The 23,986-nt window shown below is 65.0% G+C and carries 21 protein-coding genes, 1 tRNA gene and 1 pseudogene; 10 read left to right on the forward strand and 13 right to left on the reverse strand.

Annotation, left to right across the window (positions count from 1 at the left end; all coding sequences use genetic code 11):
- Positions 1-37 precede the first annotated feature (37 nt).
- From B586_RS15495 to mfd, 7 genes are all read right to left on the reverse strand, one after another.
- Positions 38-1,003 (reverse strand): Ppx/GppA phosphatase family protein, encoded by a 966-nt coding sequence (locus B586_RS15495; protein WP_054879484.1) that lies wholly within the window; start codon positions 1,001-1,003, stop codon positions 38-40.
- Positions 1,000-1,503 carry a DUF501 domain-containing protein gene (locus B586_RS15500; RefSeq protein WP_047314383.1) on the reverse strand — a complete coding sequence of 168 codons (504 nt, stop codon included), beginning with the start codon at positions 1,501-1,503 and terminating at the stop codon, positions 1,000-1,002. Before B586_RS15500 ends, B586_RS15495 begins: the two co-directional genes overlap by 4 nt.
- Positions 1,496-2,179, reverse strand: coding sequence for an FtsB family cell division protein (locus tag B586_RS15505; protein WP_054879483.1), 684 nt, complete (start codon positions 2,177-2,179; stop codon positions 1,496-1,498). The genes B586_RS15500 and B586_RS15505 overlap by 8 nt, the downstream gene beginning before the upstream one ends.
- Positions 2,180-2,213: 34 nt before the next feature.
- Positions 2,214-3,503 carry a phosphopyruvate hydratase gene (gene eno / locus B586_RS15510; RefSeq protein ID WP_047314381.1) on the reverse strand — a complete coding sequence of 430 codons (1,290 nt, stop codon included), beginning with the start codon at positions 3,501-3,503 and terminating at the stop codon, positions 2,214-2,216.
- Between the two features lie 144 nt (positions 3,504-3,647).
- Positions 3,648-4,379, reverse strand: a complete 732-nt coding sequence (locus B586_RS15515; RefSeq protein ID WP_054880880.1) for a lytic transglycosylase domain-containing protein — start codon at positions 4,377-4,379, stop codon at positions 3,648-3,650.
- A 217-nt stretch (positions 4,380-4,596) separates the two neighbouring features.
- Complete coding sequence (locus B586_RS15520) at positions 4,597-5,721, reverse strand: nucleoside triphosphate pyrophosphohydrolase (RefSeq protein ID WP_082607751.1); 1,125 nt, start codon at positions 5,719-5,721, stop codon at positions 4,597-4,599.
- A 65-nt stretch (positions 5,722-5,786) separates the two neighbouring features.
- Entirely contained in the window at positions 5,787-9,533 is a 3,747-nt protein-coding gene (mfd, locus tag B586_RS15525) for a transcription-repair coupling factor (RefSeq protein WP_054879482.1), read from the reverse strand.
- A gap of 230 nt (positions 9,534-9,763) precedes the next feature.
- On the opposite strand from mfd, the gene lysA reads away from it, so the two are divergent.
- The gene (gene lysA / locus B586_RS15530; RefSeq protein WP_054879481.1) at positions 9,764-11,104 is read left to right on the forward strand and encodes a diaminopimelate decarboxylase; all 1,341 of its coding nucleotides are present in this window, start codon (positions 9,764-9,766) and stop codon (positions 11,102-11,104) included.
- A gap of 71 nt (positions 11,105-11,175) precedes the next feature.
- On the opposite strand, the gene B586_RS15535 is transcribed toward lysA, so the two are convergent.
- From B586_RS15535 to B586_RS15545, 3 genes are read right to left on the reverse strand one after another with little or no spacing between them, the layout of a single operon-like run.
- On the reverse strand, positions 11,176-11,778 hold the full coding sequence (locus tag B586_RS15535; RefSeq protein ID WP_047314378.1) for an RES family NAD+ phosphorylase: 603 nt from the start codon (positions 11,776-11,778) through the stop codon (positions 11,176-11,178).
- The gene (locus tag B586_RS15540) at positions 11,775-12,428 is read right to left on the reverse strand and encodes a hypothetical protein (RefSeq protein WP_047314377.1); all 654 of its coding nucleotides are present in this window, start codon (positions 12,426-12,428) and stop codon (positions 11,775-11,777) included. The genes B586_RS15535 and B586_RS15540 overlap by 4 nt, the downstream gene beginning before the upstream one ends.
- 44 nt (positions 12,429-12,472) lie before the next feature.
- Positions 12,473-13,066, reverse strand: coding sequence for a TetR/AcrR family transcriptional regulator (locus tag B586_RS15545; RefSeq protein ID WP_156166275.1), 594 nt, complete (start codon positions 13,064-13,066; stop codon positions 12,473-12,475).
- A 250-nt stretch (positions 13,067-13,316) separates the two neighbouring features.
- Between B586_RS15545 and B586_RS15550 the strand changes: the two genes are divergently transcribed.
- The 5 genes from B586_RS15550 to B586_RS15570 all read left to right on the forward strand — a co-directional run bounded on the left by B586_RS15550 (position 13,317) and on the right by B586_RS15570 (position 17,047).
- A tRNA-Gln gene (locus B586_RS15550) sits at positions 13,317-13,388 on the forward strand.
- 86 nt (positions 13,389-13,474) lie between these two features.
- On the forward strand, positions 13,475-14,953 hold the full coding sequence (glmU, locus tag B586_RS15555) for a bifunctional UDP-N-acetylglucosamine diphosphorylase/glucosamine-1-phosphate N-acetyltransferase GlmU (protein ID WP_047314375.1): 1,479 nt from the start codon (positions 13,475-13,477) through the stop codon (positions 14,951-14,953).
- Between the two features lie 103 nt (positions 14,954-15,056).
- The gene (locus B586_RS15560) at positions 15,057-16,037 is read left to right on the forward strand and encodes a ribose-phosphate diphosphokinase (RefSeq protein ID WP_054879480.1); all 981 of its coding nucleotides are present in this window, start codon (positions 15,057-15,059) and stop codon (positions 16,035-16,037) included.
- On the forward strand, positions 16,038-16,394 hold the full coding sequence (gene arsC, locus B586_RS15565) for an arsenate reductase (glutaredoxin) (RefSeq protein ID WP_047314373.1): 357 nt from the start codon (positions 16,038-16,040) through the stop codon (positions 16,392-16,394).
- A 38-nt stretch (positions 16,395-16,432) separates the two neighbouring features.
- Positions 16,433-17,047 (forward strand): LpqN/LpqT family lipoprotein, encoded by a 615-nt coding sequence (locus tag B586_RS15570; protein ID WP_054880879.1) that lies wholly within the window; start codon positions 16,433-16,435, stop codon positions 17,045-17,047.
- Positions 17,048-17,058: 11 nt separating this feature from the next.
- On the opposite strand, the gene B586_RS15575 is transcribed toward B586_RS15570, so the two are convergent.
- Positions 17,059-17,952: a lipase family protein gene (locus tag B586_RS15575; RefSeq protein ID WP_236971301.1), complete on the reverse strand. Its 894-nt coding sequence runs from the start codon at positions 17,950-17,952 to the stop codon at positions 17,059-17,061.
- A gap of 360 nt (positions 17,953-18,312) precedes the next feature.
- Between B586_RS15575 and B586_RS22930 the strand changes: the two are divergent.
- The 4 genes and pseudogenes from B586_RS22930 to pth all read left to right on the forward strand — a co-directional run.
- Positions 18,313-18,450, forward strand: a pseudogene (locus B586_RS22930) (LpqN/LpqT family lipoprotein); the annotation flags it as partial.
- Positions 18,451-18,729: 279 nt separating this feature from the next.
- Complete coding sequence (locus tag B586_RS15585; RefSeq protein WP_047314372.1) at positions 18,730-19,608, forward strand: oxidoreductase; 879 nt, start codon at positions 18,730-18,732, stop codon at positions 19,606-19,608.
- Between the two features lie 157 nt (positions 19,609-19,765).
- Entirely contained in the window at positions 19,766-20,419 is a 654-nt protein-coding gene (locus B586_RS15590) for a 50S ribosomal protein L25/general stress protein Ctc (protein ID WP_054879479.1), read from the forward strand.
- 12 nt (positions 20,420-20,431) lie between these two features.
- On the forward strand, positions 20,432-21,007 hold the full coding sequence (gene pth, locus B586_RS15595; protein ID WP_054879478.1) for an aminoacyl-tRNA hydrolase: 576 nt from the start codon (positions 20,432-20,434) through the stop codon (positions 21,005-21,007).
- Between the two features lie 97 nt (positions 21,008-21,104).
- Here the strand turns inward: pth and B586_RS15600 are convergent, their stop codons facing one another.
- Positions 21,105-22,739 carry a fatty acyl-AMP ligase gene (locus B586_RS15600; protein ID WP_054879477.1) on the reverse strand — a complete coding sequence of 545 codons (1,635 nt, stop codon included), beginning with the start codon at positions 22,737-22,739 and terminating at the stop codon, positions 21,105-21,107.
- Positions 22,740-23,024: 285 nt separating this feature from the next.
- Positions 23,025-23,984 (reverse strand): 4-(cytidine 5'-diphospho)-2-C-methyl-D-erythritol kinase, encoded by a 960-nt coding sequence (locus B586_RS15605; RefSeq protein ID WP_054879476.1) that lies wholly within the window; start codon positions 23,982-23,984, stop codon positions 23,025-23,027.
- Positions 23,985-23,986: the final 2 nt, after the last annotated feature.

Here is a 23,986-nt window from a genome sequence, read left to right on the forward strand (position 1 = left end):
AACAACTTGACCGCGCCGGTGTGACATCGACCGGGGCTTACCCCGCGATCGAGAGCGCGATGCCGTCCAGAATGTCGTGTTCGCTGACGGTCAGCTCGTCGATACCCGCCCGGGTACGCAACTCGCGCGCCAACTCCTGGACCACGATCGCACCGCCGCCGATCACATCGGCCCGGCCCTCATGCATCGGCGGCAGCGCGACGCGCTGCATGCGCGTCATACCGATCAGCCGGTCACAGACGGCCAGCAGATCACTGCTGCAAACCCGCGAAAGATGAATGGCCGCAGCGTCGTACGTCGTCATATTCTGGGCCAGGGCAGACAGCGTGGTCATCGTCCCGGCCAGCCCAACCCAGGTCCGCGCGTGCTCAACCGGCACCCGCTGCAACGCCACATCGAGCCGTTCACGCACCACCTGGCGGGCCGCAGCGACTTCTTCGGGTGTCGGCGGGTCGGAGTGCAAACAACGTTCGGTCAGCCGTACGCAGCCGATGTCGGCCGAGTAACTCGCCACTGCCCCGCGCCCCGCCGACCCGCCGCCAAGCACGATCTCGGTGGAACCACCACCTAAGTCGACGACAACGAAAGGCGCACCGGCACTATCTAATTCACCGACCGCACCGCGGAAAGATAGCTCAGCTTCCTCGGCGCCGGTGATTACCTCCGCGACCGAGCCAGGGATCACGGCGCCGAGCACGTCGGCTGTCATCGCAAAGAACACATCACGATTGGCGACATCGCGCGCGGCCGACGTGGCAACCATCCGTACCCGCTCGACACGGTGAGCACTGAGCAGCGCGGCATAGTCGGCCAGTGCGCCCCGGGTCCGGGCAATCGCGTCCGGCGCAAACTCACCCGTTGCGTCGACTCCCTGTCCCAGCCGCACGATCCTCATCTCGCGATGCACATCGCGCCACTGCCCGCCCGCTGACCCGCTTTGTAAGTCGGCGATCAGCAACCGAATCGAGTTGGTACCACAGTCAATCGCGGCGACCCTGCTCACCGGTCACGTTCCTTCCATTGGCCGGCTACTAAGGTCGCGGCGGTCGCCGGATCGGCGGCCAGCAACGCGAGCGCCTCGTCGCCAAGCGGGTTCAACCCGGGCCCCTTGGCCAGCGAGTGGGCGATCAGCACGTGCAGACACTTGACCCGGTCGGGCATGCCTCCAGCAGAGAACGTGGTCCCCAGCGACTCGATTGCGTCCCGCTCGGCTAGATACGACTCGTGCGCTCGCCGGTACGCGGCAGCCAGCTCGGGATCCTGGCTCAGTCGCTCGGTCATCTCACGCATCAGTCCGGTCGATTCCAGCCGGCTCGCTGCGGCAGTGAGCGCCGGATGCGTCAGGTAGTACAACGTCGGAAACGGGGTGCCGTCAGCAAGTTTCGGCGCGGTTTTCACGACACCGGGTTCACCGTTGGGGCAACGGTAGGCGATCTCGAGGACCCCACGCGGCTCGCGACCCAGTTGCCGGGCCACGGCTTCCAGGTCGGCACGGTCAACCACCGGACGTCGTGGGTGTCGGAGCGGGTGGGGGCGCCGGCGGGCCGGCCGCCGGCGGTAGGTGCGGCGCGTCGGCGATGGTATGCCATAGCGAGGTGTACCACGGGTCGTTGTTGGCCGGTTTCGCGGCGTGGCCCCCTGGCTGCGAGGACACGGCGGCCGTCGACGGAAGCTGGACTTGAAACGGGACATCTCCGGGCATCACAAAGCCGAGACGCTCACGGGCCCGCGCCGCAATATAGGCCGGGTCAGCGAGTTTGCCCTTCTGCTGCTCGAGATCCGCGATTTGGCGGCGCAATGTGGCTTCGGTTGCCGTCAACTGCTCCATCTCGGTGCGCTGCGCGAAGTAGGTGCGTACCGGCCCGGCAACGGTCAGTGTCAGCACGCAAACAACGGCAGCCAGCACCGCCGCGCGCCGCGCGGTGAAGCCCAACCGCTGATCGGACCGCCGTTCCAGGGATTCGATGATCGACTGTTTGACGGGTTCGACCACATGCTCAGTCAGCGTCCGCATCGAGTTCCGGCCGGCCTGTGACGACGCCGGTGAGGTCCGGGACGGCTTGGCGGACGGCTTAGCGACGGGCTTGGTGGAGCGACGGCCTCGAACCGAGTCACCGGCTTTCCCCGGGCGTGATGCCGGGGAGCGGCGCTTCGGATCTGGCCGTTTCGCTTCGGGCATGGGAGATCTAGCCGCGTTTCGGATTGGGTGTCACTTATCTCGTTTCCACGGCGTATCGCGGAAATGCCAGATCGCCGGCATAGCGGGCGGCGTCGCCGAGCGCCTCTTCGATCCGCAACAGCTGGTTATATTTGGCGACGCGCTCACTGCGGGCGGGCGCTCCCGTCTTAATTTGCCCGCTACCCAGAGCCACGGCCAGGTCGGCGATCATCGTGTCTTCGGTCTCGCCGCTGCGGTGGCTGATCATCGTGCGATATCCGCTGTGATGTGCCAACGCGACAGCGTCGAGCGTCTCGGTCAACGTGCCGATCTGGTTCACCTTGACCAGCAACGCATTTGCCACACCGCGATCGATGCCCTCCTCCAGTCGCTCAGGGTTGGTGACAAAGATGTCGTCCCCGACGATCTGCACCCGCTCCCCGATCGACGCCGTCAGAGCGGCCCAACCGTCCCAATCGTCTTCGGACAACGGGTCTTCGATGGACACCAATGGGTATGCGCCCAGCAAGTCGGCGTAAAACTCAGTCATCGCCTCGGCGGTGCGGGTCGTGCCCTCGAAGTTGTAGCCGGTGCCGTCCGTGTAAAACTCGGTGGCCGCCGCATCAAGGGCCAATGCCACATCGGCCCCCGGCTTGAAACCCGCCGCCTCGATGGCCAAGTTGATCAGGTCCAGCGCCGCGGTGGTGCCGGCCACGTCAGGGGCAAAGCCACCTTCATCGCCCAGGCCGGTGCTTAGCCCCTTTTTCTTCAGCACCGATTTGAGCGCGTGGTATACCTCGGCACCCCAACGCAGCGCCTCAACAAAGCTGGGTGCCCCGATCGGCGCCACCATGAACTCCTGAACATCGACGGCGGTGTCGGCGTGCGCGCCGCCGTTGAGGATGTTCATCATCGGCACCGGCAAGATGTGCGCGTTGGGCCCTCCGATATAGCGGAACAGCGGCAATTCCGCTGAATCGGCGGCCGCCTTAGCGACGGCCAGCGAGACGCCCAGGATCGCGTTGCCGCCCAGCCGGGACTTATCGGGGGTGCCGTCGAGGTCCAGCAGCGCCTGGTCGATCAGCCGCTGGTCATCGGCGTTGAGGCCGATCACCGCCGGGCCGATCTCGTCGAGGACGGCATGCACGGCCTTTTTCACACCCTTGCCGCCGTAACGACCGTCGCCATCCCGTAACTCGACGGCCTCATGCTCGCCGGTCGATGCGCCCGAAGGCACCGCCGCGCGGGCGAATGTTCCGTCAATCAGCGCCACCTCGACTTCAACCGTCGGGTTGCCACGGGAATCGAGGATCTCGCGGGCCCCGACCTGCTCGATAATCGGCACTGGGTTCTCCTTGTGTCGTGGCTGATGGGTGGACGTCCGGTGGGTTGGCTCGACCCGGCTCAACCCCGCCAGCGGGGAACCTTCACTGACGCGTCGGTCCCGGGCCGCCTTTAGCGTAAAGCCTGGGTCACCCGATCCATCCTTCTACAGCGGGTGACCGGCCGCGTAGGCGGTCGCCCAGTCTCGGACGGCCCGTGCATAGACGCCGGAGTTGTTGTAGGCGCGCAGCGCGGTGATCCAGCCTCGTGGTGTCGCGAGATCCTTTCCGCGCCAGCACAAATAGCCGGCGGCCGACAACGCGGCGTCGTCAATGTTGTCCGGGCTGGCGATGCCGTCGTTGTTGGCGTCGACCCCGTACAGCCGCCATGTTTCCGGAATAAACTGCATCGGTCCCATCGCGCGCGCCACCCCGCCATCAGCCTGCATACCGCCCTCATCGTTATCGACGATGCGGACGGTGTCGCCGGTGCCGTCAAGACGAACACCACGGATGGGGGGACGTACATCACCATTCGGTGCTAGCGTCGCGCCGTGGTACGTGCCGTGATGGCTCTCCACCTGTCCGATGCCCGCCAGCGTGGTCCACGCGATATGGCACTTCGGGTTCTCGACCTCGGCGACGCGGGCGGCATAGGCATAGGCCTCCAGCGCGATGACCGGAATTTCCAACGCTGCAGAGCGTTTCTCCGCCCACGCGCGCAACTGCTCGGCGGGCCGACCACTGGCATGGGTGTCCACCGGCGGGACGGGATCCCCGGCTGGCGGCGGCACACCTTCGGGAATGAAAAGGCTCAGCTGCCAGGTACAGCTGGACGCCAGCAGCATGGCGGTCGCGCCGATCACGGCGACCGTACGCAACCAACGTCTCGGCGACACCACACTCCCCTATGACTCCCCGGCACCAACTTCGGCCTGATCATCGTCCCATGGGTTTGCCGACTACCCCGTCGCTGCGGGGCGGTGGCGCGCCGATCCGGCGTCGATTTCAGCGGACTATCGATTTGCTATTAGCAACGTTGGCTACTGCAGATGTTAACCATGCCAACTGTTCTATAGGCAAATTTCCGTGCTAATTGCACAGGTCAAGCAAACACTACGATGATTGCTGGTTGGAAATGCAGGCGGTCCGGTGTTTGCGCCACCCTTTGCGCCGCTTGGACGCTTTGGGTTCATCAGCAGGCTCGGCGTCACCCTGAGACTCCTCAGTATCCGCTGCGTTGCCCTCATCGGCATCGGCGGTCTGCGCCCCCAACTTCGGCGGCTCGGACTCCTCTCCGGCAGCCGATTTGCCGGCTGGCCAGTGGGTACGCCACTCGTGCTCGGTGATCTCGCCGAGCGGAGTTACGTCAAACTCCTCCGGAACACTTTCCCCGCGACGTGCGGCGGCAATAGCTTTCTCAACGCCTCGGACCATATCCACGAACTCTAAAACCGCTGTGCGAAGCGAATTCTCGGTGTCAATATCACCGGATACCGAGATTGAGATGATCCGGGCGGGTATCAGGTCAGCGGGCAACCTAGCTTTTTCGACACGTTGAATCACCTTCTGCGCCAATGCTAATGCCGGCTGGCCGGTATGGACGTCGTCCATCACCGAGTTCCGCGGCTTTTCGGCAGCCTTACGCTCTTCCCACTGCGCCAATTGCTTCTCAAGCGAAATTTGTTCGCCTGCAAGTACTCCCGGTGCTCGATGGCCCAACTTACGCATCAGCGTGATGGCGACATCGTCGATGGTGAAAGGAAGTTGCGACGCGTCCTCGGCGATGCGGGCGTGGAAGAGAACCTGCAGCAACACGTCGCCGAGTTCTTCGCGCAGCGCTTCAGCGTTGCCGCTGCGGACCGCGTCCAGCAGCTCGTAGGTCTCCTCTAACAGGTAGCGGCGCAACGAGTGATGGGTCTGCTCACTTTCCCAGGGACCAGCGGTGCGCAGTTTGTCCATCATCGCGACGGCGTCGACCAGCCGTTCGCCACGCGGCGCCTCCGGTGCCGAAATCAGCCGGGCACCGGCGGCCAGTCGTGCGGTGACGGCCGGGTGGTTCGGGTCTGACGACAACAACACCGGCGCGTCGTCACCGGAGTGCGCAGGACGTGCCGCCGACAGCGACCAGGGCACCGCGACGGGCATCTCTTCGGTGTATTGCACCTCGCCGCTGAGGAACTCGATCGCTTCGACCGGAACCAGCGACGGGCGACGCGGGTCGCACAAGACCACGATCATGTCACCGGCGAAGTTGCTGCGCCGCTCCTCCTCATCGCTTCGCTCTGCATCGTCACCGGCGCGGATCATCGAACCTGTTGCTCCTCATTCGACTCATTCGATGTCGGTTCTGGTCCCGTTATGCCAATGTCCTTCCGCGGTACACCCTGCAGCGCGGTAATCAAGTCAGCCACCATCTGGACCAACTCCACATCGCGGATACGCGGAGCGCCGACACCGCCGGCTCGCGGGATAGGAACTCCGACCGTGGCCGTGGTGGCGCGGTACTGCGCGCCGGGATACATCCGCTTGAGCCGCACTTGGGCGGAATCCGGCAGCGTCAAAGGAGACAGCCGCACGGTCGCGGCCGACGCGGCGGTCACCTCGATGATGCCCGAGCCGCGGCACAGTAGCCGCAACCGAGCCACCGCCACCAGCCGCTGGGCCGGTTCTGGCAGCGCCCCGTAGCGGTCGATGAGCTCGTCCACAACGGCCGCGACCTCTGCATCAGATGATGCCGCGGCCAGTCGCCGGTAGCCCTCGAGTCGAAGCCGGTCGCTGGCGATGTAGTCCGGCGGCAGGTGTGCATCCACCGGCAAGTCGATCCGCACATCCTTGGGCTCCTCGGGCGTAACGACGGTTTTGCCGTCGGCAGCGGCTCGGTACGCCTCGACGGCCTCGCCCACCAACCGCACGTACAGGTCGAACCCGACACCGGCGACGTGCCCGGACTGCTCGATACCCAGCACATTGCCGGCGCCGCGGATCTCTAAGTCCTTGAGCGCCACCGCCATGCCCGCGCCCAGCTCGTTGTTCTGCGCAATGGTCGCCAACCGGTCGTAGGCCGTCTCGGTCAGCGGCGCCTGCGGTGGGTAGAGGAAGTAGGCGTAACCACGCTCGCGGCTACGGCCGACCCGACCCCGCAGCTGATGCAGCTGGGACAGCCCGAAGGTGTCGGCGCGCTCCACGATGAGCGTGTTGGCGTTGGAGATGTCCAGGCCGGTTTCCACGATCGTGGTGCACACCAAGATGTCGTATTCGCGGTTCCAGAACCCCTGCACGGTGCCTTCCAGCAGATCCTCGGGCATCTGCCCGTGGGCGACGACCACCCGCGCTTCGGGCACCAGGCCACGCACCCGGGCGGCAGCCTGATCGATGGAGCTGACCCGGTTATGCACGTAAAACGCCTGCCCGTCGCGCAGCAGCTCGCGCCGTAACGCCGCCGCGACCTGCTTGTCATCGTGCGGGCCGACGTAGGTCAACACCGGGTAGCGCTCTTCGGGCGGGGTCAGGATCGTCGACATCTCCCGAATCCCGGCCAAGCTCATCTCCAGCGTGCGCGGGATCGGAGTGGCGCTCATGGTCAGCACGTCGACGTGGGTGCGCAGCGACTTGATGTGCTCCTTGTGCTCGACGCCGAACCGCTGTTCCTCGTCGACGACGACCAGGCCCAGATCCTTCCAGCGCACCCCAGTCTGCAGCAGCCGATGCGTGCCGATCACGACGTCCACTGACCCCTCGGCAAGGCCGTCGATCACCGCGCGGGACTCGGCGGCGTCGGTGAACCGCGACAGCCCCTTGACGGTCACCGGGAATCCGGCCATCCGATCGGTGAACGTCTGCAGATGCTGGTCGGCCAACAGCGTGGTGGGCACCAACACGGCAACCTGCTTGCCGTCCTGCACCGCCTTGAACGCCGCCCGCACCGCGATCTCGGTCTTGCCGTAGCCGACGTCGCCGCAGATCACCCGGTCCATCGGCACCGGCTTTTCCATGTCGGCCTTGACCTCGGTGATCGCGGTGAGCTGGTCGACGGTCTCGGTGAAGCCGAACGCGTCCTCCATCTCGGCCTGCCAGGGCGTGTCCGGCCCGAACGCGTGGCCGGGGCTGGCCTGGCGTTTGGCGTACAGCGACACCAACTCGCCCGCGATTTCCCGCACCGCGCGGCGGGCCTTGGTCTTGGTGTTGGCCCAGTCGCTGCCGCCGAGCCGGCTCAGCGCCGGCGCTTGCCCGCCGACATACCGCGACAGCTGATCCAGCGAGTCCATCGGGACATACAGCTTGTCAGTGTTTTTCGCCCCGCCACCCCCTTTCTTGGCCGAGGCGTATTCCAGCACCAGGTACTCGCGCCGGGCCCCGCCAACGGTGCGCTCGACCATCTCCACGAACCGTCCGATGCCGTGCTGATCGTGCACCACCAGGTCGCCAGCGGTCAGTGCCAACGGGTCGACGGTGTTGCGCCGCTTGGCCGCCAGCCGCTTACCGTCGACGGCCGTCGCTCGGCTGCCGGTCAGATCGGTTTCGGTGATGATCACCAGGTTGGCGCCCGGTATCACTACACCATCGAGCAGCGGACCTTTGAGCACCCCGACCAGGCCCGGTTGCAGGCCGAGTCCGGGAGCCGCGCCCGGTTCCAGCATCGCGGCCGGGATGTCGGACTCGGCAAGTCGCTCCACCACTCGATGGGCGGTTCCGGTCCCGGGCGTGACGATCGCGGCGTATCCACCGGTGGCGACATGCGCACGCAGCGTCGCAAAGATGCCGTCGATGTCATGCTGATGCCCACGCGCCGAAGGTGCCGCCCGGATGTCAAGCTCCAACGCCGACTCGTCAGACAGCTGGCTCAACGTCCACCACGGATGACCCGACCGGATGGCGGCGGCCTGCACGTCGCCTAATTCGGCGAACCCCGACCCGCCCAGGTTGGATGAGTGGCGACCCGCTGCGCCCGGCTCCGCCGCGCTTGCGATCGCCACTAGCTGCTCGACGTCGACGGGCGCCGGGTTGTCGGCACCCATGGCGGCGACCGACCACGACGCCTCGAGGAATTCTCGGCCGGTCTTGATCAAATCGGCGGCCCGGGTGCGGACCTTCTCCGGGTCGCACAGCAACACCGGCGTGCCGGCAGCGAGCTGGTCGGTCAGCAGCGCGTAATCATCGGGACGAAGCACCGGCAACAATGCCTCCATCCCGTCCACCGGGATCCCCTCGGCCAGCTTGGCGAGCATATCGCTGACGTTGCCGGTGACCGCATGCTCGGCGGCGGGGTGCTGCGCGGCCAACTCGGCGGCCCGCGCCCGCACGTCGTCGCTGAGCAGCAGTTCCCGGCAGGCGACCGCGACCAACGTGTCGACGCCTACCTCGGGAATGGAGCGCTGATCGGCCACCGAAAACATCCGCATCTCGGTAATCTCGTCACCCCAGAACTCGACGCGCACCGGATGTTCGGCGGTCGGGGCGAAGATGTCGAGAATCCCACCGCGGACAGCGAATTCGCCGCGCCGGCCGACCATGTCCACCCGGGTGTATGCCAGCTCGACCAGGCGCGCGATAACCCGCTCAAAACCGGTCTCGTCGCCGACGCTCAAGATGACAGGTTCCACCAGGCCCAGCTGCGCTGTCATCGGCTGCAGCAGCGAGCGCACCGCGGTCACCACCACCTGCAGGGGTGGACCCAACCGGGCATCGTCGGGATGGGCTAGCCGGCGCAGCACCATCAGCCGAGTGCCGACGGTGTCAACGCCAGGTGAAAGTCGTTCGTGCGGCAGCGTCTCCCAGGACGGGAACACCGCCACGGCGTCGCCGAAGACGCCGCGCAGCTCGGCGGTAAGGTCGTCGGCTTCGCGACCGGTGGCGGTGACCACCAGCAAGGGACCCAGCCGAGCCAGCGCGCTGGCGGCGAACAACCGCACCCGGGCAGGGCCGACCAGGCTCAATTCGGCCGGTCGAGCGCCCGCGCGCTCGATGAGCTGGCAGAAGGTCGGTGCGGTGAGCGCCAATTCAACGAGCCCCGCGATTGGGGTGTCTGGGCAAGCAGGCCCCGGTGCGGTCATGATGCGCCATTCTAGGGCTGATTGCCCGGCTCCTTACTCGCACCGCAGCGGCGCTCACCGTCGCCGGGCTAGGGCTGATTGCCCGGCTCCTTACTCGCACCGCAGCGGCGCTCACCGTCGCCGGGCTAGGGCTGATCGCGAGCACTGGACTTCGTCAAGATTGACCCCGGCGCCGTCAAGGGATCGTAAGGATAACCGCACCCGATACCGGCCGGGCGCACCTTGAAAGCATGACATTGCTAGAGATCCTGCCGTCTATCGGCAAGGCGGCTCCGCTGCGATTCGATCCCGCGATCTGGCCGGTCACGACTTGTTCTGACGAGGACGGCCGGCTGTGCGTGGGCGACGTGCCTCTCACCGACATCGCCGACGAGTTCCGTACCCCGACCTATGTGATCGACGAAACCGACTTTCGGCATCGTGCCTGCCGCTACCGCCGGGCCTTGCCCGGTGTCGAGATCGTCTACGCGGGAAAGTCGCTGCTGACCACCGCGGTGGCGCGCTGGGCGCGCGAAGAGGGCCTCGGCGTCGACGTCTGCTCAGCCGGTGAACTAGCCACGGCCCTGGCCGGCGGGGTGGAACCGGCGCGCATCATCATGCACGGCAACGCCAAGTCACCCGACGAGTTGCGCGACGCAGTCACGTTCGGGGTCGGGCGCATTGTGGTGGATTCGGCGATGGAGATCGCCTACCTGGCCGGCTTGGCACGCCGCCGCCAGCGGGTACTGATCCGGGTGACGCCCGATGTCGACATTCACGGGCACCCGGCGGTGACCACCGGGATCAGTGACCAAAAGTTCGGCTTCACGCTGCAAGGTGACCGAGCCGATGTCGCGGTGCAAAGGGTGCTTGCGCACCCGATCCTCGATCTGGTCGGGCTGCATTGCCACATCGGCTCGCAGGTCACCGACGCGGCCCGCTATGGCGAGGCCATTCACCGGATGATCGCGGCGATGGCCGATATGCGGGCCCGGCATGGCGTTATCCTCACCGAGCTCAACATCGGGGGTGGTCACGGCATCCCCTACGTGGTGGGAGATCGCGAACTGGACCTCGACAAGCTGGCCCGCGTGATCGAGGAGTCGCTCGATGACGCGTGCGCCGCCGCGCATTTCCCCCGCCCGGCCATCGTGGTGGAACCCGGTCGTGCAATCAGCGGCCGGGCCGGTGTCACCCTGTATCGGGTATGCGCCGTGAAGACCCAACCCGGCGGCCGCACCTTTGTTGCGGTGGACGGCGGTATGAGCGACAACCCGCGGGTGTCGCTGTACGGGGCGCAGTACACGGTCGCGTTGGCGAACCGGCATCCGCTCGGAGTCAAGCAGCGTGTCACCGTGGCAGGCCGGCACTGCGAAGCGGGCGACGAGATCGCCCGCGATGTCGAACTGCCGGCAGACGTGCACCCCGGCGACGTGCTGGCGGTGGCCTGCACCGGTGCCTATCACCACAGCATGGCGTCGAACTACAACATGGTCGGCAGGCCACCGTTGGTAGCGGTCCAGGATGGTCGGGCCCGTGCACTGGTCCGCCGCGAAACCATCGCCGATCTGCTGTCGCGCGACTGCGGGTAGTGGTGAGTGCCAGCGCCGCGTAGCGGGGCGCAGCAAGCTCACCACCATCGGGGTAAGCCGAATCGTTCGCACTAGTAACGCGATGCGGTGGGATCGTCGAATAGGTCGTAGTTTCCGGTGCTCTTCCACTGCTCCAGCGCCGTATGCGGAGCGCCACGCCACCGGACGTGCGGCACCACCTCGGCCGCAGGACGCGCTGCGTCGGTCAGGTGCCCGGTCGGGACCTCTTCGAGCGTTAGAGATGAACTCAGAAATGGATTGCGGACTCGGACACCAAACAAGATCAGGTTGTGGGTTCCAGGCAGCGCGGCCGATGGCACGACCATTGCGGTTGCTCCGCTGGCAACAACCTCGTCGGCCAAAGCCTGCGTAGCGGTGTAATCGTCACCGACCAGCTCGTCCGGCGTCAGCCCGTACCTGGCGCAATCGTTGAAGTCGACCCATGTCGGGCTGTCCACGTCGACCACCGCCGCCCACAAATTCAACACGAGATCGTCCGGATTGCCGCTCTGGCCAACATTGTGGCGAAGCATCTCGGCGGCAGGGCCGAGCGGATGCAAACTCAAGTACTGGACGGTGTCGGTTCTCGCGCGGTGGAAGCGACCAGCGCGCGAGCTGGGAAATGCCCACCACGGCGAGTCATACGAAGCATGCCGAAATACGGTCAGTCTCATACCGTCATGGCACGAGCCGCGGTCGCCGCACCGAGCAGCTGCGGGTAGCACAGCGGGTCGCCGAGCAGCTCAATTGGGCGCCGACCGAGCACTGGATGCTCCCGATCGAACCAGGCGACTACTCCCGGGCCAGTAAATGAGTGGCGTAATTGGTTCACGACCTGCCCAACCACGCGGATCCGCGCAGCATCATCCGTCGCCGGCTCAGGCCCACCCACCGCAAGCCAGCGCTGAAGCTGACGAACGGAAACCCTGAGCAAGTCGGCGAGGGTCTTCTGCGGGACGGCGAGGGTCTCGGCCGTCCTGGCAAGTACGTCGCGGACCGGCGCGTTATCGCTGTACGGCCGACTTTCGGCGATGTCGCGCAATGCATGTCGGAATTGCTCGAGCGCAATGCGCACATCACGGCGCTGCTGCTCGTGGTCGTCATGGCGAAGCGCCTTCTCCGCGCTATACGCTGCCGCCCACAGTTGGGTCGTCAGATATGGGTCGGCCTCAAGACGCAACGGCGTCGCTGCCTTCAGTGTCCGGTCAAAGCTGTCGATGAGCCCGGCAACCTCGCCGGGGACGGTCTTGGACCGCTGTAACAGCTTGGTCGCCTCGTTAACCCGGTTGAGAAGAACCCCAAGCTCAGGACCTGGCGCAGGCATGTCACCATCATACGACGCATCTACGTCTGCAGCGCGTCAAAAACCTACTCGTCCTGCAGCCGAGGATCGGCCTCCAGATGAGTCAGGCCATTCCACATCAGGTTAACCAGATGCGCGGCGACGACTTCCTTCTTGGGCTCGCGGGTGTCGAGCCACCATTGCGCCGTCATCGACACCGAACCCACCAGCGCCTGTGCGTACAGCGGGGCCAGACCCGGATCTAGGCCGCGACGGGCGAAGTCGCCGGCAAGGATGGAGCTGACCTGGCTGACGGCGTCGTTGAGCAAGCTGGAATAGGTGCCCGAGCTGATCGAGGCCGGGGAGTCGCGGATCATGATCCGGAAGCCATCGGTGCGTTCTTCGACGTAGGTGAGCAACGCCAGCGCGACCCGCTCGACACGCACCCGGGACCGGTTGTTGGTCAACGACGAGGTGATGCCGTCCAGCAACGCCGACATCTCACGGTCGACCACCACCGCGTACAGGCCTTCCTTGCCGCCGAAATGCTCATACACGACCGGCTTGGACACGTTGGCACGCTGCGCGATCTCTTCGATCGAGGTGCCGTCATAGCCGCGCTCGGCAAACAACGAGCGCGCAATGCCAATAAGTTGGCGTCGACGCTCGCTACCGGTCATCCGGGCGCGCGGCGCCCGCACTTCTTTGTCTTGTTTGTCAGGCTCCCGGTCCAGCACCGCCACGCCATTGAGGGTATCGGTTCGCCTGGTCGAATTGTCCGACTCTCCCCCGCACGCGGGTGGGGGTACCTCCCACTTGTGGGGGCGTGCCCCCACTCGGGCCGCAAGCGGCCCGCTTCGTCGTCAGACTAAAGTCATTTGGTGGCGCGGCCCGCCAACCACGGCGGACCGCTCATCCTTCAATATGCAATCCGTCGTGGTGTAATCGGCAGCACCTCTGATTTTGGTTCAGATAGTTCAGGTTCGAGTCCTGGCGACGGAGCTGTGTTTTTGCCGCGAGCGCGCGCGAAATGCCACGCTTGACGGCGTGTCGATGTACCGACACGCGCACTCGCGAGAGGAGAGCAAATGGGTGATACCGCGGTCCTGGTCTTAGCGGCCGGGCCCGGCAGCCGGATGCGGTCAGATACCCCGAAAGTGCTGCACACCATTGCCGGTCGCAGCATGTTGTCGCATTCGCTGCACGCAATCAGCAAGCTGGCACCCCAGCATCTGGTCGTGGTACTGGGCCACGAGCACCAGCGCATTGCGCCGCTGGTCGCCGAACTGGCCGACGCCCTCGGACGCACGATTGACGTCGCACTGCAGGATCGACCTCGCGGTACCGGACACGCCGTGCACTGCGGCTTGTCCGCACTACCCGATGACTACGCCGGCATTGTCGTCGTCACCTCAGGCGATACACCCCTGCTAGACGCCGACACCCTGGCCGACCTGATCACGACCCACAACGCCACATCCGCCGCGGTGACGGTACTAACCACAACGTTTAGCGATCCCCTTGGCTACGGCCGGATCCTGCGCACCCAGGACAACGAAGTGATGGCGATCGTCGAAGACGCCGACGCGTCGCCGTCACAACGTGAGATCCGCGAGGTCAACGCCGGCGTGTATGCCTTTGATATCGCGGCGTTGCGGTCGGCGTTGACCAGGCTGAGCTCCGACAACGCCCAACAGGAGCTCTACCTCACCGACGTGATCTCCATCCTGCGCCGGGACGGCCAAACGGTGCATGCCCGCCACGTCGACGACAACGCGCTGGTGGCTGGCGTCAACAACCGCGTTCAGCTGGCCGAGCTGAGCGCCGAGCTCAACCGCCGCATTGTGGCCGCTCACCAGATGGCCGGCGTCACGATCGTCGACCCTGCTACCACCTGGATCGATATCGACGTGACAATCGGCCGCGACACCGTGATCCACCCCGGCACTCAGCTGCTCGGCCGTACTCAGATCGGCGGGTGCTGCGTTATCGGCCCGGATACCACGCTGACCGACGTCTCGGTCGGTCAGCGAGCGGCGGTGGTCCGCACGCACGGCACATCGTCGACGATCGGTGCGGGCGCCATGGTCGGTCCGTTTACCTACCTGCGGCCCGGGACCGTGCTGGGCGCCGAAGGCAAGCTAGGCGCGTTCGTCGAGACCAAGAACTCCACCATCGGGACCGGCACCAAGGTGCCGCATTTGACCTACGTCGGCGACGCCGATATCGGCGAGCACAGCAACATCGGCGCGTCCAGCGTGTTCGTCAACTACGACGGCACGACCAAACAGCGCACCACGATCGGGTCGCACGTCCGCACTGGGTCGGACACCATGTTCGTCGCGCCGGTGACCGTGGGCGACGGCGCGTACACCGGCGCCGGCACGGTGGTACGCGACGACGTCCCGCCTGGAGCACTGGCGGTTTCCGCGGGCCCGCAACGCAACATCGAAAACTGGGTGCAGAGCAAGCGGCCCGGCAGTGCCGCGGCTGCGGCCGCAGAGGAGGCCTCGGCACGTGCCGGCAAACAATCCCAGCAGAAATCCGAACCCGGCCAGCTACCGTGAATTCGTTTTCTGGCAACCCGACCACACCTCCGGACCAAACGCTTGCGTACGATGAGGCCTTCCCCATTCCCTATCTCAACCCCGATACGGCGAGGGCGGCACGTTGAGCCACGACTGGACCGATAATCGAAAAAACCTGATGCTGTTTTCCGGCCGCGCACACCCGGAACTGGCCGAGCAGGTAGCCAAAGAACTCGACGTTCACGTCACCGCGCAGGACGCGCGGGAGTTCGCCAACGGCGAGATCTTCGTGCGCTTCCACGAATCAGTGCGCGGCTGCGACGCGTTCGTCCTGCAATCCTGCCCGGCACCGGTGAACAGCTGGCTGATGGAACAGCTGATCATGATCGACGCGCTCAAGCGGGGCAGCGCCAAGCGGATCACCGCCGTCATGCCGTTCTACCCCTACGCTCGACAGGACAAGAAGCACCGCGGCCGCGAACCGATCTCGGCGCGACTGGTTGCTGACCTGCTTAAGACGGCGGGCGCCGACCGGATCGTGACCGTCGATCTACACACCGACCAGATTCAGGGTTTCTTTGACGGGCCCGTCGACCACATGCGCGGGCAAAACCTGCTGACCGGCTACATCAAGGACAACTACTCGGACGGCAACATGGTGGTGGTCTCCCCCGACTCCGGCCGGGTGCGGATCGCCGAGAAGTGGGCCGACGCTTTGGGCGGCGTGCCGCTGGCCTTCATTCACAAGACCCGCGACCCGCGCGTGCCCAACCAGGTGGTGTCCAACCGGGTCGTCGGCGAAGTGCAGGGGCGCACCTGTGTGCTGATCGACGACATGATCGACACCGGCGGCACCATTGCCGGCGCTGTGCAGCTGCTGCGTAACGACGGCGCCAGTGACGTGATCATCGCGGCTACCCACGGCGTGCTGTCGCACCCAGCTGCGCAGCGGCTGGCCCAGTGCGGGGCCCGGGAAGTGATCGTCACCAACACGCTGCCGATCGGCGAGGAGAAGCGTTTCTCCCAGCTCACGGTTTTGTCCATCGCGCCGCTGCTAGCCAGCACCATCCGCGCGGTTTTCGAAAACGGCTCAGTCACAGGGCTATTCGACGGGGACGCATAGATGGCCGCCGGCCCCCACGACGCCGTTATCTATCACAATCCCAAGTGCAGCACTTCACGCAGAACGTTAGACTTGTTGCGGGACAACGGTTTTGATCCTAGCATCGTGGAGTATCTGAAGACGCCACCGTCCCGGGACCAGCTGGTAAGAATGGTCCACGACGCCGGCATCGACGTCCGCACCGCGGTTCGCAAGCGCGAACCGCTTTATGCCGAACTTAATCTCGCCACCGCGACCGATGAGCAGCTACTAGACGCCATGGCACAGCACCCCATCCTCATCGAACGACCCTTTGTCGTCACCGCAAAGGGCACCCGGCTGGCTCGGCCGATCGACGCGGTCCACGAGATTCTGTGAAACTATCGGCGGCCATAGTTGCGACGGCTGCGCTGACGATGGCCCAAGTTTCACTGGTCGCCTGTGGGCCGAAAGCCCCTGACTACCAATCGATCCTGTCGAAAAGTTCGACGGCCACCACCACGACCACGACCGACAAGCCGGTCCCTTTGCCGCAGTATCTGGAAAGTATCGGCGTCACCGGGCAGCAGGTGGCGCCGAACTCCCTGCCGGGTCTTACCGTGTCGATACCGACGCCACCGGGCTGGTCGGCGTATAGCAATCCGAACATCACGCCGGAGACGCTGATCATCGCCAAAGGTGGCAAATATCCGACGGCCAGGCTCGTGGTGTTCAAGTTGCGCGGAGACTTCGACCCGGCCCAAGTCATCAAGCACGGGAACGACGATGCCCAACTCTTCGAGAACTTCAGGCAGCTGGACGCCTCGACGGCAACCTACAACGGTTTTCCGTCGGCAATGATCCAAGGCAGCTATGACCTCGAGGGCAGGCGACTACATGCCTGGAACCGGATCGTGGTCCCCACCGGCCCCCCGCCCGCCAAGCAGCAATACCTCGTTCAGCTCACCATTACTAGCTTGGCCAACGAGGCGGTCGCACAGTCAAACGACATCGAGGCGATCATCCGCGGATTTGTCGTCGCCCCCAAGTAATGTCCCGTCCGTCACCGTCTGGGTGACTTAATCATTCTCTCCAGCCCGACCTGATAGGCGTAAAGGCTGTGACGCCAAAACGGATCGACTGATCCCCCGCTGTCGACTGCGACCGGAACGCCCACATGTTCGTACGGCGGAGGTGGCATGTAGGGAACCAGATCGTACGCGTTCACCACTCGGTAGCAGTTATCGATGGCGCCGTTGAATGCCGTTGCGAAGTCCCAAAGTCCGGCTGCCGGCCCTGCGAACGTGATGAGACTAGGTACGAGGTTCGGCACAACATTTTTCATGACGTCGGGCGCAGCCAGTACAGCGAGCGCTGCGCCGAGGCTGTGGCCGGTGATCAGGAGCTTGTCGCAACCCGTGCACGCGACGGGCAAGTACTCGACGATGCTACGTCGAAGCAAACCGTACATAAACAGAAAGCCAGAGTGCACCCATCCGAACCCATCGACTGGATGGTAAGGGGTGGGCATCATGCCGAGATCCGTTATCACGTCGTCGTAGTCAACGGTGCCGCGGAATGCCAAGAACGCAGTCCGAGTGGATATGTTGCGGCCCATCAGCCCGAATACACGTTGGTCGATCGCTACCTTTGCTATCTTTGCCAGCTTGGGATTCTGGGCGCGTAGCACGGCGGCATCGTCAACGTTAACTACAACCTTGGCGGTCCAGTCGTATCCCGGCGGGAGCTTCACATGCAACGAATTCTCTATCGCGTAGGCGGCGAAGCTCAGTGGAAGCGGAACGTCGAGAGCGAACTGCGGGTCAAACGGGGGACACGCGCGGGCAGTCATGATTCCCGGGCCAACTAGTGGCGCGAGAAGTCCGGCGCCGCCGACCCGCACGACGTTTGCCAGGAAGGCGCGGCGTGCCATTGCGGTGGACTGACCCTGGCCCATCGGCCTCCTTCTGGTAAATGACACGCAAACCGTAGCGTTACCGGCACCGTGAAACCGAGAATCGTTGCTTGTCTGTCGCGATATTGAAATCTTCTTGATTCAAGATCAGCCGTGACTAGCACGGGTCGCCCAGTCAACACGATCCCGTGCCGTATAACCCATTGCGGCACAAGATGCTAATTACATCCGCACTGCGTGCCGGAAGCATCGCGACGCACATCGGCTCACCAATCTGATCGGGCGCAATCGAACTCGGCTGGACGCCATGGTCGAACAACACATCCTCATCGACCTGCTGTTTGTCGTCACACCCAAGGGCACCCGGCTGGCTCGGCCGAGCGACGCGGTCCACCAGATTCTGTGAAACTATCGGCGGCCGCCTGCGCACCGAAGGCGCCTGACTACCAATCGATCTGGACAACGAGCACGACAACACCGACCACAACCACGACGGGGAAACCCGTTCCGCTTTCGCAATACCTGGAAAATGTCGGCGTCGTCGAATCCCGCCACAGATCCGTCGTCGCCTGCGCCCCGGTTCGTGGTCTAGGCGCAAGCAAACGATCTCTGGTGCCGCTCGGTCGATTAGCTTCTTTAGCCGCGTGTTTTCCTTATCCAATTCCTTTGAGCCGCTTAGCGTCCCGAACCTGCATGCCGCAGCACTGGGCGCGCCACCGTGCCACGTCTGCCCAGAAAACTAGCTGGACTCTCACAACGGCTGAACCAGTCACCACCACCCGGGATCGGGCCCGTTCGACGTCATTAAGGTAATCAGACATGCCTGACTGGACCGCCGCCGATCTGCCGTCGTTCGCGGGGCGAACCGCCATCGTTACCGGTGCCAACAGTGGGCTGGGCGCGGTGACGGCCCGCGAGCTGGCGCGGAACGGCGCCCGGATCATCCTGGCCGTCCGCAACATCCAAAAAGGCGAAGCCGCCGCGCAGCAGATGACCGGCTACGAAACCGGTCAAGTCGAGGTTCGTCAACTTGACCTGCAGGATCTTTCGTCGGTGCGTCAGTTCGCCGACGGGGTAGACCAGGTCGACATCCTGATCAATAACGCCGGCATCATGGCCACCCCGTACGCGGTGACCGCCGACGGCTTTGAGAGCCAGATTGGCACCAACCACCTCGGTCATTTCGCGCTCACCAACTTGCTGCTGCCCAAGCTCACCGATCGGGTGGTGACGGTCTCCTCGCTGATGCACAGGATGGGCAGCATCAACCTCGACGACCTGAACTGGAGGTCCCGCCGGTACTCGGCGTGGCCGGCCTATAGCCAGTCGAAGCTCGCCAACCTGCTGTTCACCAGCGAGCTGCAGCAGCGTCTGACGGCGGTCGGTTCGCCGCTGCGAGCACTGGCGGCCCATCCGGGCTACTCGCACACCAACTTGCAAGGACACTCCGGCCACAAGTTCGCCGACGCGCTGATGCGGGTCGGCACCATCGTGTCCACCGACGCCGATTTCGGCGCCCGGCAAACGTTGTACGCCGTGTCACAAGATGTGCCGGGCAACACGTTCGTCGGCCCGAAGTTCGGCTTTGTCGGCCGCACCCAGCCGGTGGGCCGCAGTCGGGCGGCTCGGCGAACAGCTACCGCCACCGCGCTCTGGAAGCTGTCCGAGCAGCTCACTGGCACCAAATTTCCCCTCTGAGGTGCCTATGCGCTAACCTGTCCGGGCGTCACGGCGAGGGTGGATGGTGGTTTACCCAGACTTCCAGAGCACCGTTATCGACGGAGACCGACATAGACGTCGCGACCCTGGCCGTGCCCGGCGAACCTCAAGGCACAGAGCACACAGGAGCGACATCATGGCTAAGTCAGCGGTCAACCAGCTGAGCGTCTCAGTGCGTACTAGCACCGGCAAAGGCGCGTCCCGCAGAGCCCGACGCGACGGCAAAGTTCCCGCCGTCCTCTACGGCCACGGCGAGGAGCCGCAGCACCTGGAGTTGCCGGCACATGACTTCGCCGCCGTACTCCGACACGCCGGCACCAACGCGGTGCTCACCCTCGACATCGCCGGCAAAGAACAGCTGGCGTTGACCAAGGCAATCGACGTCCACCCGATCCGCCACACCATCATGCACGCCGATCTGCTGGTCGTGCGTCGCGGAGAAAAGGTCGTCGTCGAAGTCTCCGTGGAGGTCGAGGGCAACGCTGGACCCGACACCCTGGTCACCCAGGAGGCCAACACCATCGAGATCGAAGCCGAGGCGCTGTCGATTCCTGAGCAGTTGACGGTGTCCATCCAGGGCGCCGAAGCGGGTACCCAGTTCACCGCCGGGCAGATACCGCTGCCGACGGGCGTCACCCTTGTTTCGGACCCGGAGATGCTGGTGGTCAATGTGGTGAATGCGCCGACCGCCGCGCAGCTCGAGGCCGAGGGCGCAGGCGAGGCCGGCGAAGCCCCAGAAGTAGGAGCAGCAGCCGGCGAAGTCGAGGCCGCCGCAACCGAGTCCGAGTAGGCGGTTCGCGAGGTGGCCGAACCGCTTTTGGTGGTCGGCCTGGGCAACCCCGGAGACAACTATGCCCGCACCCGGCACAACGTCGGGTTTATGGTTGCCGACCTGCTCGCTGCGCGACTGGGCTCAAAATTCAAGGCGCATAAGCGTTCCGGCGCTGACGTCGTCAGCGGCCGGCTGGCCGGGTGCTCGGTGTTGGTGGCCAAGCCGCGCAGCTACATGAACGAGTCTGGCCGGCAGGTGGCGCCGCTGGCGAAGTTCTACTCGGTAGCGCCCGCGGATATCATCGTCGTCCACGACGATCTCGACCTCGACTTCGGCCGCATCCGGCTCAAGCTTGGCGGCGGCGAGGGTGGCCACAACGGGCTGCGCTCGGTGGCGACCGCGTTGGGTACCAAAGACTTTCAGCGGGTGCGTATTGGGATTGGTCGCCCGCCGGGCCGCAAAGACCCGGCGTCGTTCGTGTTGGAGAACTTCACCGCCGCCGAGCGCGTGCAGGTGCCTACCATCTGCGAGCAGGCTGCCGACGCCACCGAGTTGTTGGTCGAACTGGGTCTAGAGCCCGCGCAGAACCGCGTCCACGCCTGGTAGCCGCCGGCCTCAGCTGCGCTTCGCGTCGCCAGCGCGCGTGTCCGTACAACGACACGCCGCAAACCATGGCAGTTTGCGGTCGCTCGCTGCAAAGAATTTACGTGACGAGGGTGACGGAATTGGCCCGCCGCAGCTTGCCCGACGGCGTCTTCGGAATGGTGCCCGGGCCGAGAACCACCACGTTGCGCGGCCGCACGTCCACCTCTTTGAGCACCTCGTGCGCCACCTGATGCTCGATGCGGCGCACCTCGGCGGTGTCCTCGAAGGCGTTCGACTCGACAGCCACAGCGAAGGTCTCACGCGAATGTCCGGCGTCGAGTCGCACGGCCACCGCGCAACCCGGGCGAACACCGTCGACCCGGCCCGCCGCCCGCTCGATGTCGGTCGGGTAGACATTGCGGCCGGCCATGATGATGACGTCCTTGACCCGACCGCACACCACGACGTGACCGTTTTCCATCCGGTAGCCGAGATCGCCGGTGTCATACCACCCGTGTTGGTCCTGCGCCGGCATGAACCCGCCCATCGTGAGATAACCCGGTGTCAGCGACTCACCACGCAGCTCGATCACGCCGACACCCCGAGACGGCAGCACGTTGCCGTCTTCGTCGACGATGCGGGCCTCGATGCCGTGCAACAGCGGCCCCAGTGAGGCCAGCCGACGGGTATTGCCCTTGGTAGCCGGCACTGCACGGCGCAGCGCGGCAAGTAGGTCGGCATCCACCTCGTCCACCACTAAGCCCGCGTTGCATTCGGAGAACGACACCGCCAGCGTGGTCTCGGCCATGCCGTAGGCGGGCAGAATCGCCTCCGGCTTGAGCCCAAACGGGGCGCCGGCATCGCACAGGTCCTCAACGTCGGCCGGGTCCACGGGCTCGGCACCCGACAGCGCGAAACGCAGCGTCGACAGGTCGAATTGTCCGGGTTTCGCCTGCTTGCGCAGCCGCTTGGCGAACAAGGCGTAGGCGAAGTTAGGGGCGGCCGTCATTGTCCCCTTGTACTTGTCGATCAATTTGGCCCACAGCAGAGTGTCGCGCAGGAAGTCCATCGGGGTGACTTTGACCAGCTCGGCACCGAAGTACATCGGTACCGTCAAAAACCCGATCATCCCCATGTCGTGAAAACACGGCAGCCAGCTGACCATCACGTCTTTCTCGACGTCGTACTGGGCGCCGATGAACATCGCCTCGGCATTGGAATGCACGTTGCGATGGGTGATCTGAACGGCTTTCGGCGACCCAGTGGATCCAGACGTCAGCTGCATTAACGCCAGATCGTCCTCGTCAGTCTCGATCGGGTCGACCGGATCGGCTGCCAGCAGCTGCTCGACGGTGACCACTTTGATGCCGCGCTCCTCGAGCACCGGCATGGCAGGCATGAACGGATCGGAGACGATGACCGCCTTGGCCTCGATCATGTCGATGACGGTCGTGGTGTCTTCCGCCCATACCGCTAGGTCGGTCCGCGGGGTGGGCTGATGCAGCATGGTCAGACTGGCGCCGCGCATCCATAACCCTTGTGCGGTCGGAGCAATCTCGACCGGCGCGCCTGCCAGCACACCGACTGCGTCGCCGTGGCCTACGCCGACACCTGCCAACCCACCGGCTATCCGACGAGCGCGCTCATGCACCTCGCCCCAGGTGTGGCGAACCGGGTTGTGTGGCTCACCCGTCACCATGCCCTTGGAGGACTCGCGGGCGTTGCGGAACATCTTTTCGGTAAACCTGCTCACAAACCCTCCTCAGTTCCGGTGTTTCCCCCAAGGGCCTGGAATCTCATGTTCCACCTGCCGGACGTCGCTGTGTAGCAGGCACGCGTGCACAGTTGGGGAGCGGTTAGGTCTCGAATCAGCGATGAGCCGACGGTCCGGCGATTCGTTAACTGCCCGCCGGCGTACCCGGCGGGCAGCAACGCTACGTACTCTTGCGTATCGATACTCGTCACCGCCGAGTATCTTAAACTCCTCTTAAGTAACTGCCAAACGCTGACTGGGTTTGAGTTAGATTTCACACATCGTTCAGACCTCGGTCATCGGCGCGGGTACCACGCGGGCACCGGGTACCGGCCCGGTAGCGACCCGAACAGTGCGGCACACACCCGCCCCTGACAACTGCGCGCCAACATCGATCGCCGAGGTCGCCGAGGCACACAGGAACGCGCAGGTCGGACCCGAGCCAGACACGATGCCCGCGAGCGCACCCGCGTCCACACCGGCGCGTAGCGCACGCCGCAGCGCCGGGTCCAAGCTGACCGCGGCCGCTTGCAATTCGTTGCCCAGCAGCGGCGCCAACTGCTCGGGATCGCCGGCGGCCAGGGCGGCCAACACCGGCCCGGGTTCGGCCAGCCGTGGTGGCTTTCCGACGTCCCTGAGCCGGTCCAGCTCGGCGTACACCGCCGGCGTGTGCAGACCGCTGTCGGCGAACGCCAGCACCCAGTGGAACGTGTCGCGGGACAACACGGTGGCTAGCTCCTCGCCGCGACCGGTCCCCAGCGCGGTACCACCATGTAGCGCGAACGGCACGTCGCTACCTAGCTTCGCCGCGAGCATGCGCAAGTCGCGACGGGGCACGCCGAGTTCCCACAATGAGTTCATCGCAACCAACACCGCGGCCGCATCGGCGCTGCCGCCCGCCATCCCACCGGCCACCGGAATGGACTTGTCGATCAAGATCGAAACGTCCGGCGCTCGGCCAACGTGCTCGGCCATGAGCTCGGCCGCCTGCCAGGCGATGTTGCGTTCGTCAGTGGGCACGTGGTCGGCACCCTCGCCGACGAGCTCGAGCGACAGCACGTCGGCGTTGCGCACCGTCACCTCGTCGACCAGCGACACGGCATGGAAAACCGTCGTCAGCTCGTGGTAGCCATCGTCGCGGCGATCACCGACAGCGAGGTAAAGATTGACCTTTCCGGGCACCTGAACGGTGACCGACCCGGTGGGCACCCACTGTGTAGCGGTGTTGCCATCAGACGCGGACACCG

Source organism: Mycobacterium haemophilum DSM 44634 (assembly GCF_000340435.2).
In the GTDB taxonomy this organism is placed as follows: domain Bacteria; phylum Actinomycetota; class Actinomycetes; order Mycobacteriales; family Mycobacteriaceae; genus Mycobacterium; species Mycobacterium haemophilum.

Coding starts and splice junctions, on each gene's coding strand:
- B586_RS15505 (WP_054879483.1), bottom strand. CDS start 2,179: ATGCCCGAAGCGAAACGGCCAGATCCGAAGCGCCGCTCCCCGGCATCA.
- B586_RS15520 (WP_082607751.1), bottom strand. CDS start 5,721: ATGATCGTGGTCTTGTGCGACCCGCGTCGCCCGTCGCTGGTTCCGGTC.
- mfd (WP_054879482.1), bottom strand. CDS start 9,533: ATGACCGCACCGGGGCCTGCTTGCCCAGACACCCCAATCGCGGGGCTC.
- lysA (WP_054879481.1), top strand. CDS start 9,764: ATGACATTGCTAGAGATCCTGCCGTCTATCGGCAAGGCGGCTCCGCTG.
- B586_RS15535 (WP_047314378.1), bottom strand. CDS start 11,778: ATGAGACTGACCGTATTTCGGCATGCTTCGTATGACTCGCCGTGGTGG.
- B586_RS15540 (WP_047314377.1), bottom strand. CDS start 12,428: ATGCCTGCGCCAGGTCCTGAGCTTGGGGTTCTTCTCAACCGGGTTAAC.
- B586_RS15545 (WP_156166275.1), bottom strand. CDS start 13,066: ATGACCGGTAGCGAGCGTCGACGCCAACTTATTGGCATTGCGCGCTCG.
- glmU (WP_047314375.1), top strand. CDS start 13,475: ATGGGTGATACCGCGGTCCTGGTCTTAGCGGCCGGGCCCGGCAGCCGG.
- arsC (WP_047314373.1), top strand. CDS start 16,038: ATGGCCGCCGGCCCCCACGACGCCGTTATCTATCACAATCCCAAGTGC.
- B586_RS15570 (WP_054880879.1), top strand. CDS start 16,433: ATGGCCCAAGTTTCACTGGTCGCCTGTGGGCCGAAAGCCCCTGACTAC.
- B586_RS15575 (WP_236971301.1), bottom strand. CDS start 17,952: ATGGGCCAGGGTCAGTCCACCGCAATGGCACGCCGCGCCTTCCTGGCA.
- B586_RS15585 (WP_047314372.1), top strand. CDS start 18,730: ATGCCTGACTGGACCGCCGCCGATCTGCCGTCGTTCGCGGGGCGAACC.
- B586_RS15590 (WP_054879479.1), top strand. CDS start 19,766: ATGGCTAAGTCAGCGGTCAACCAGCTGAGCGTCTCAGTGCGTACTAGC.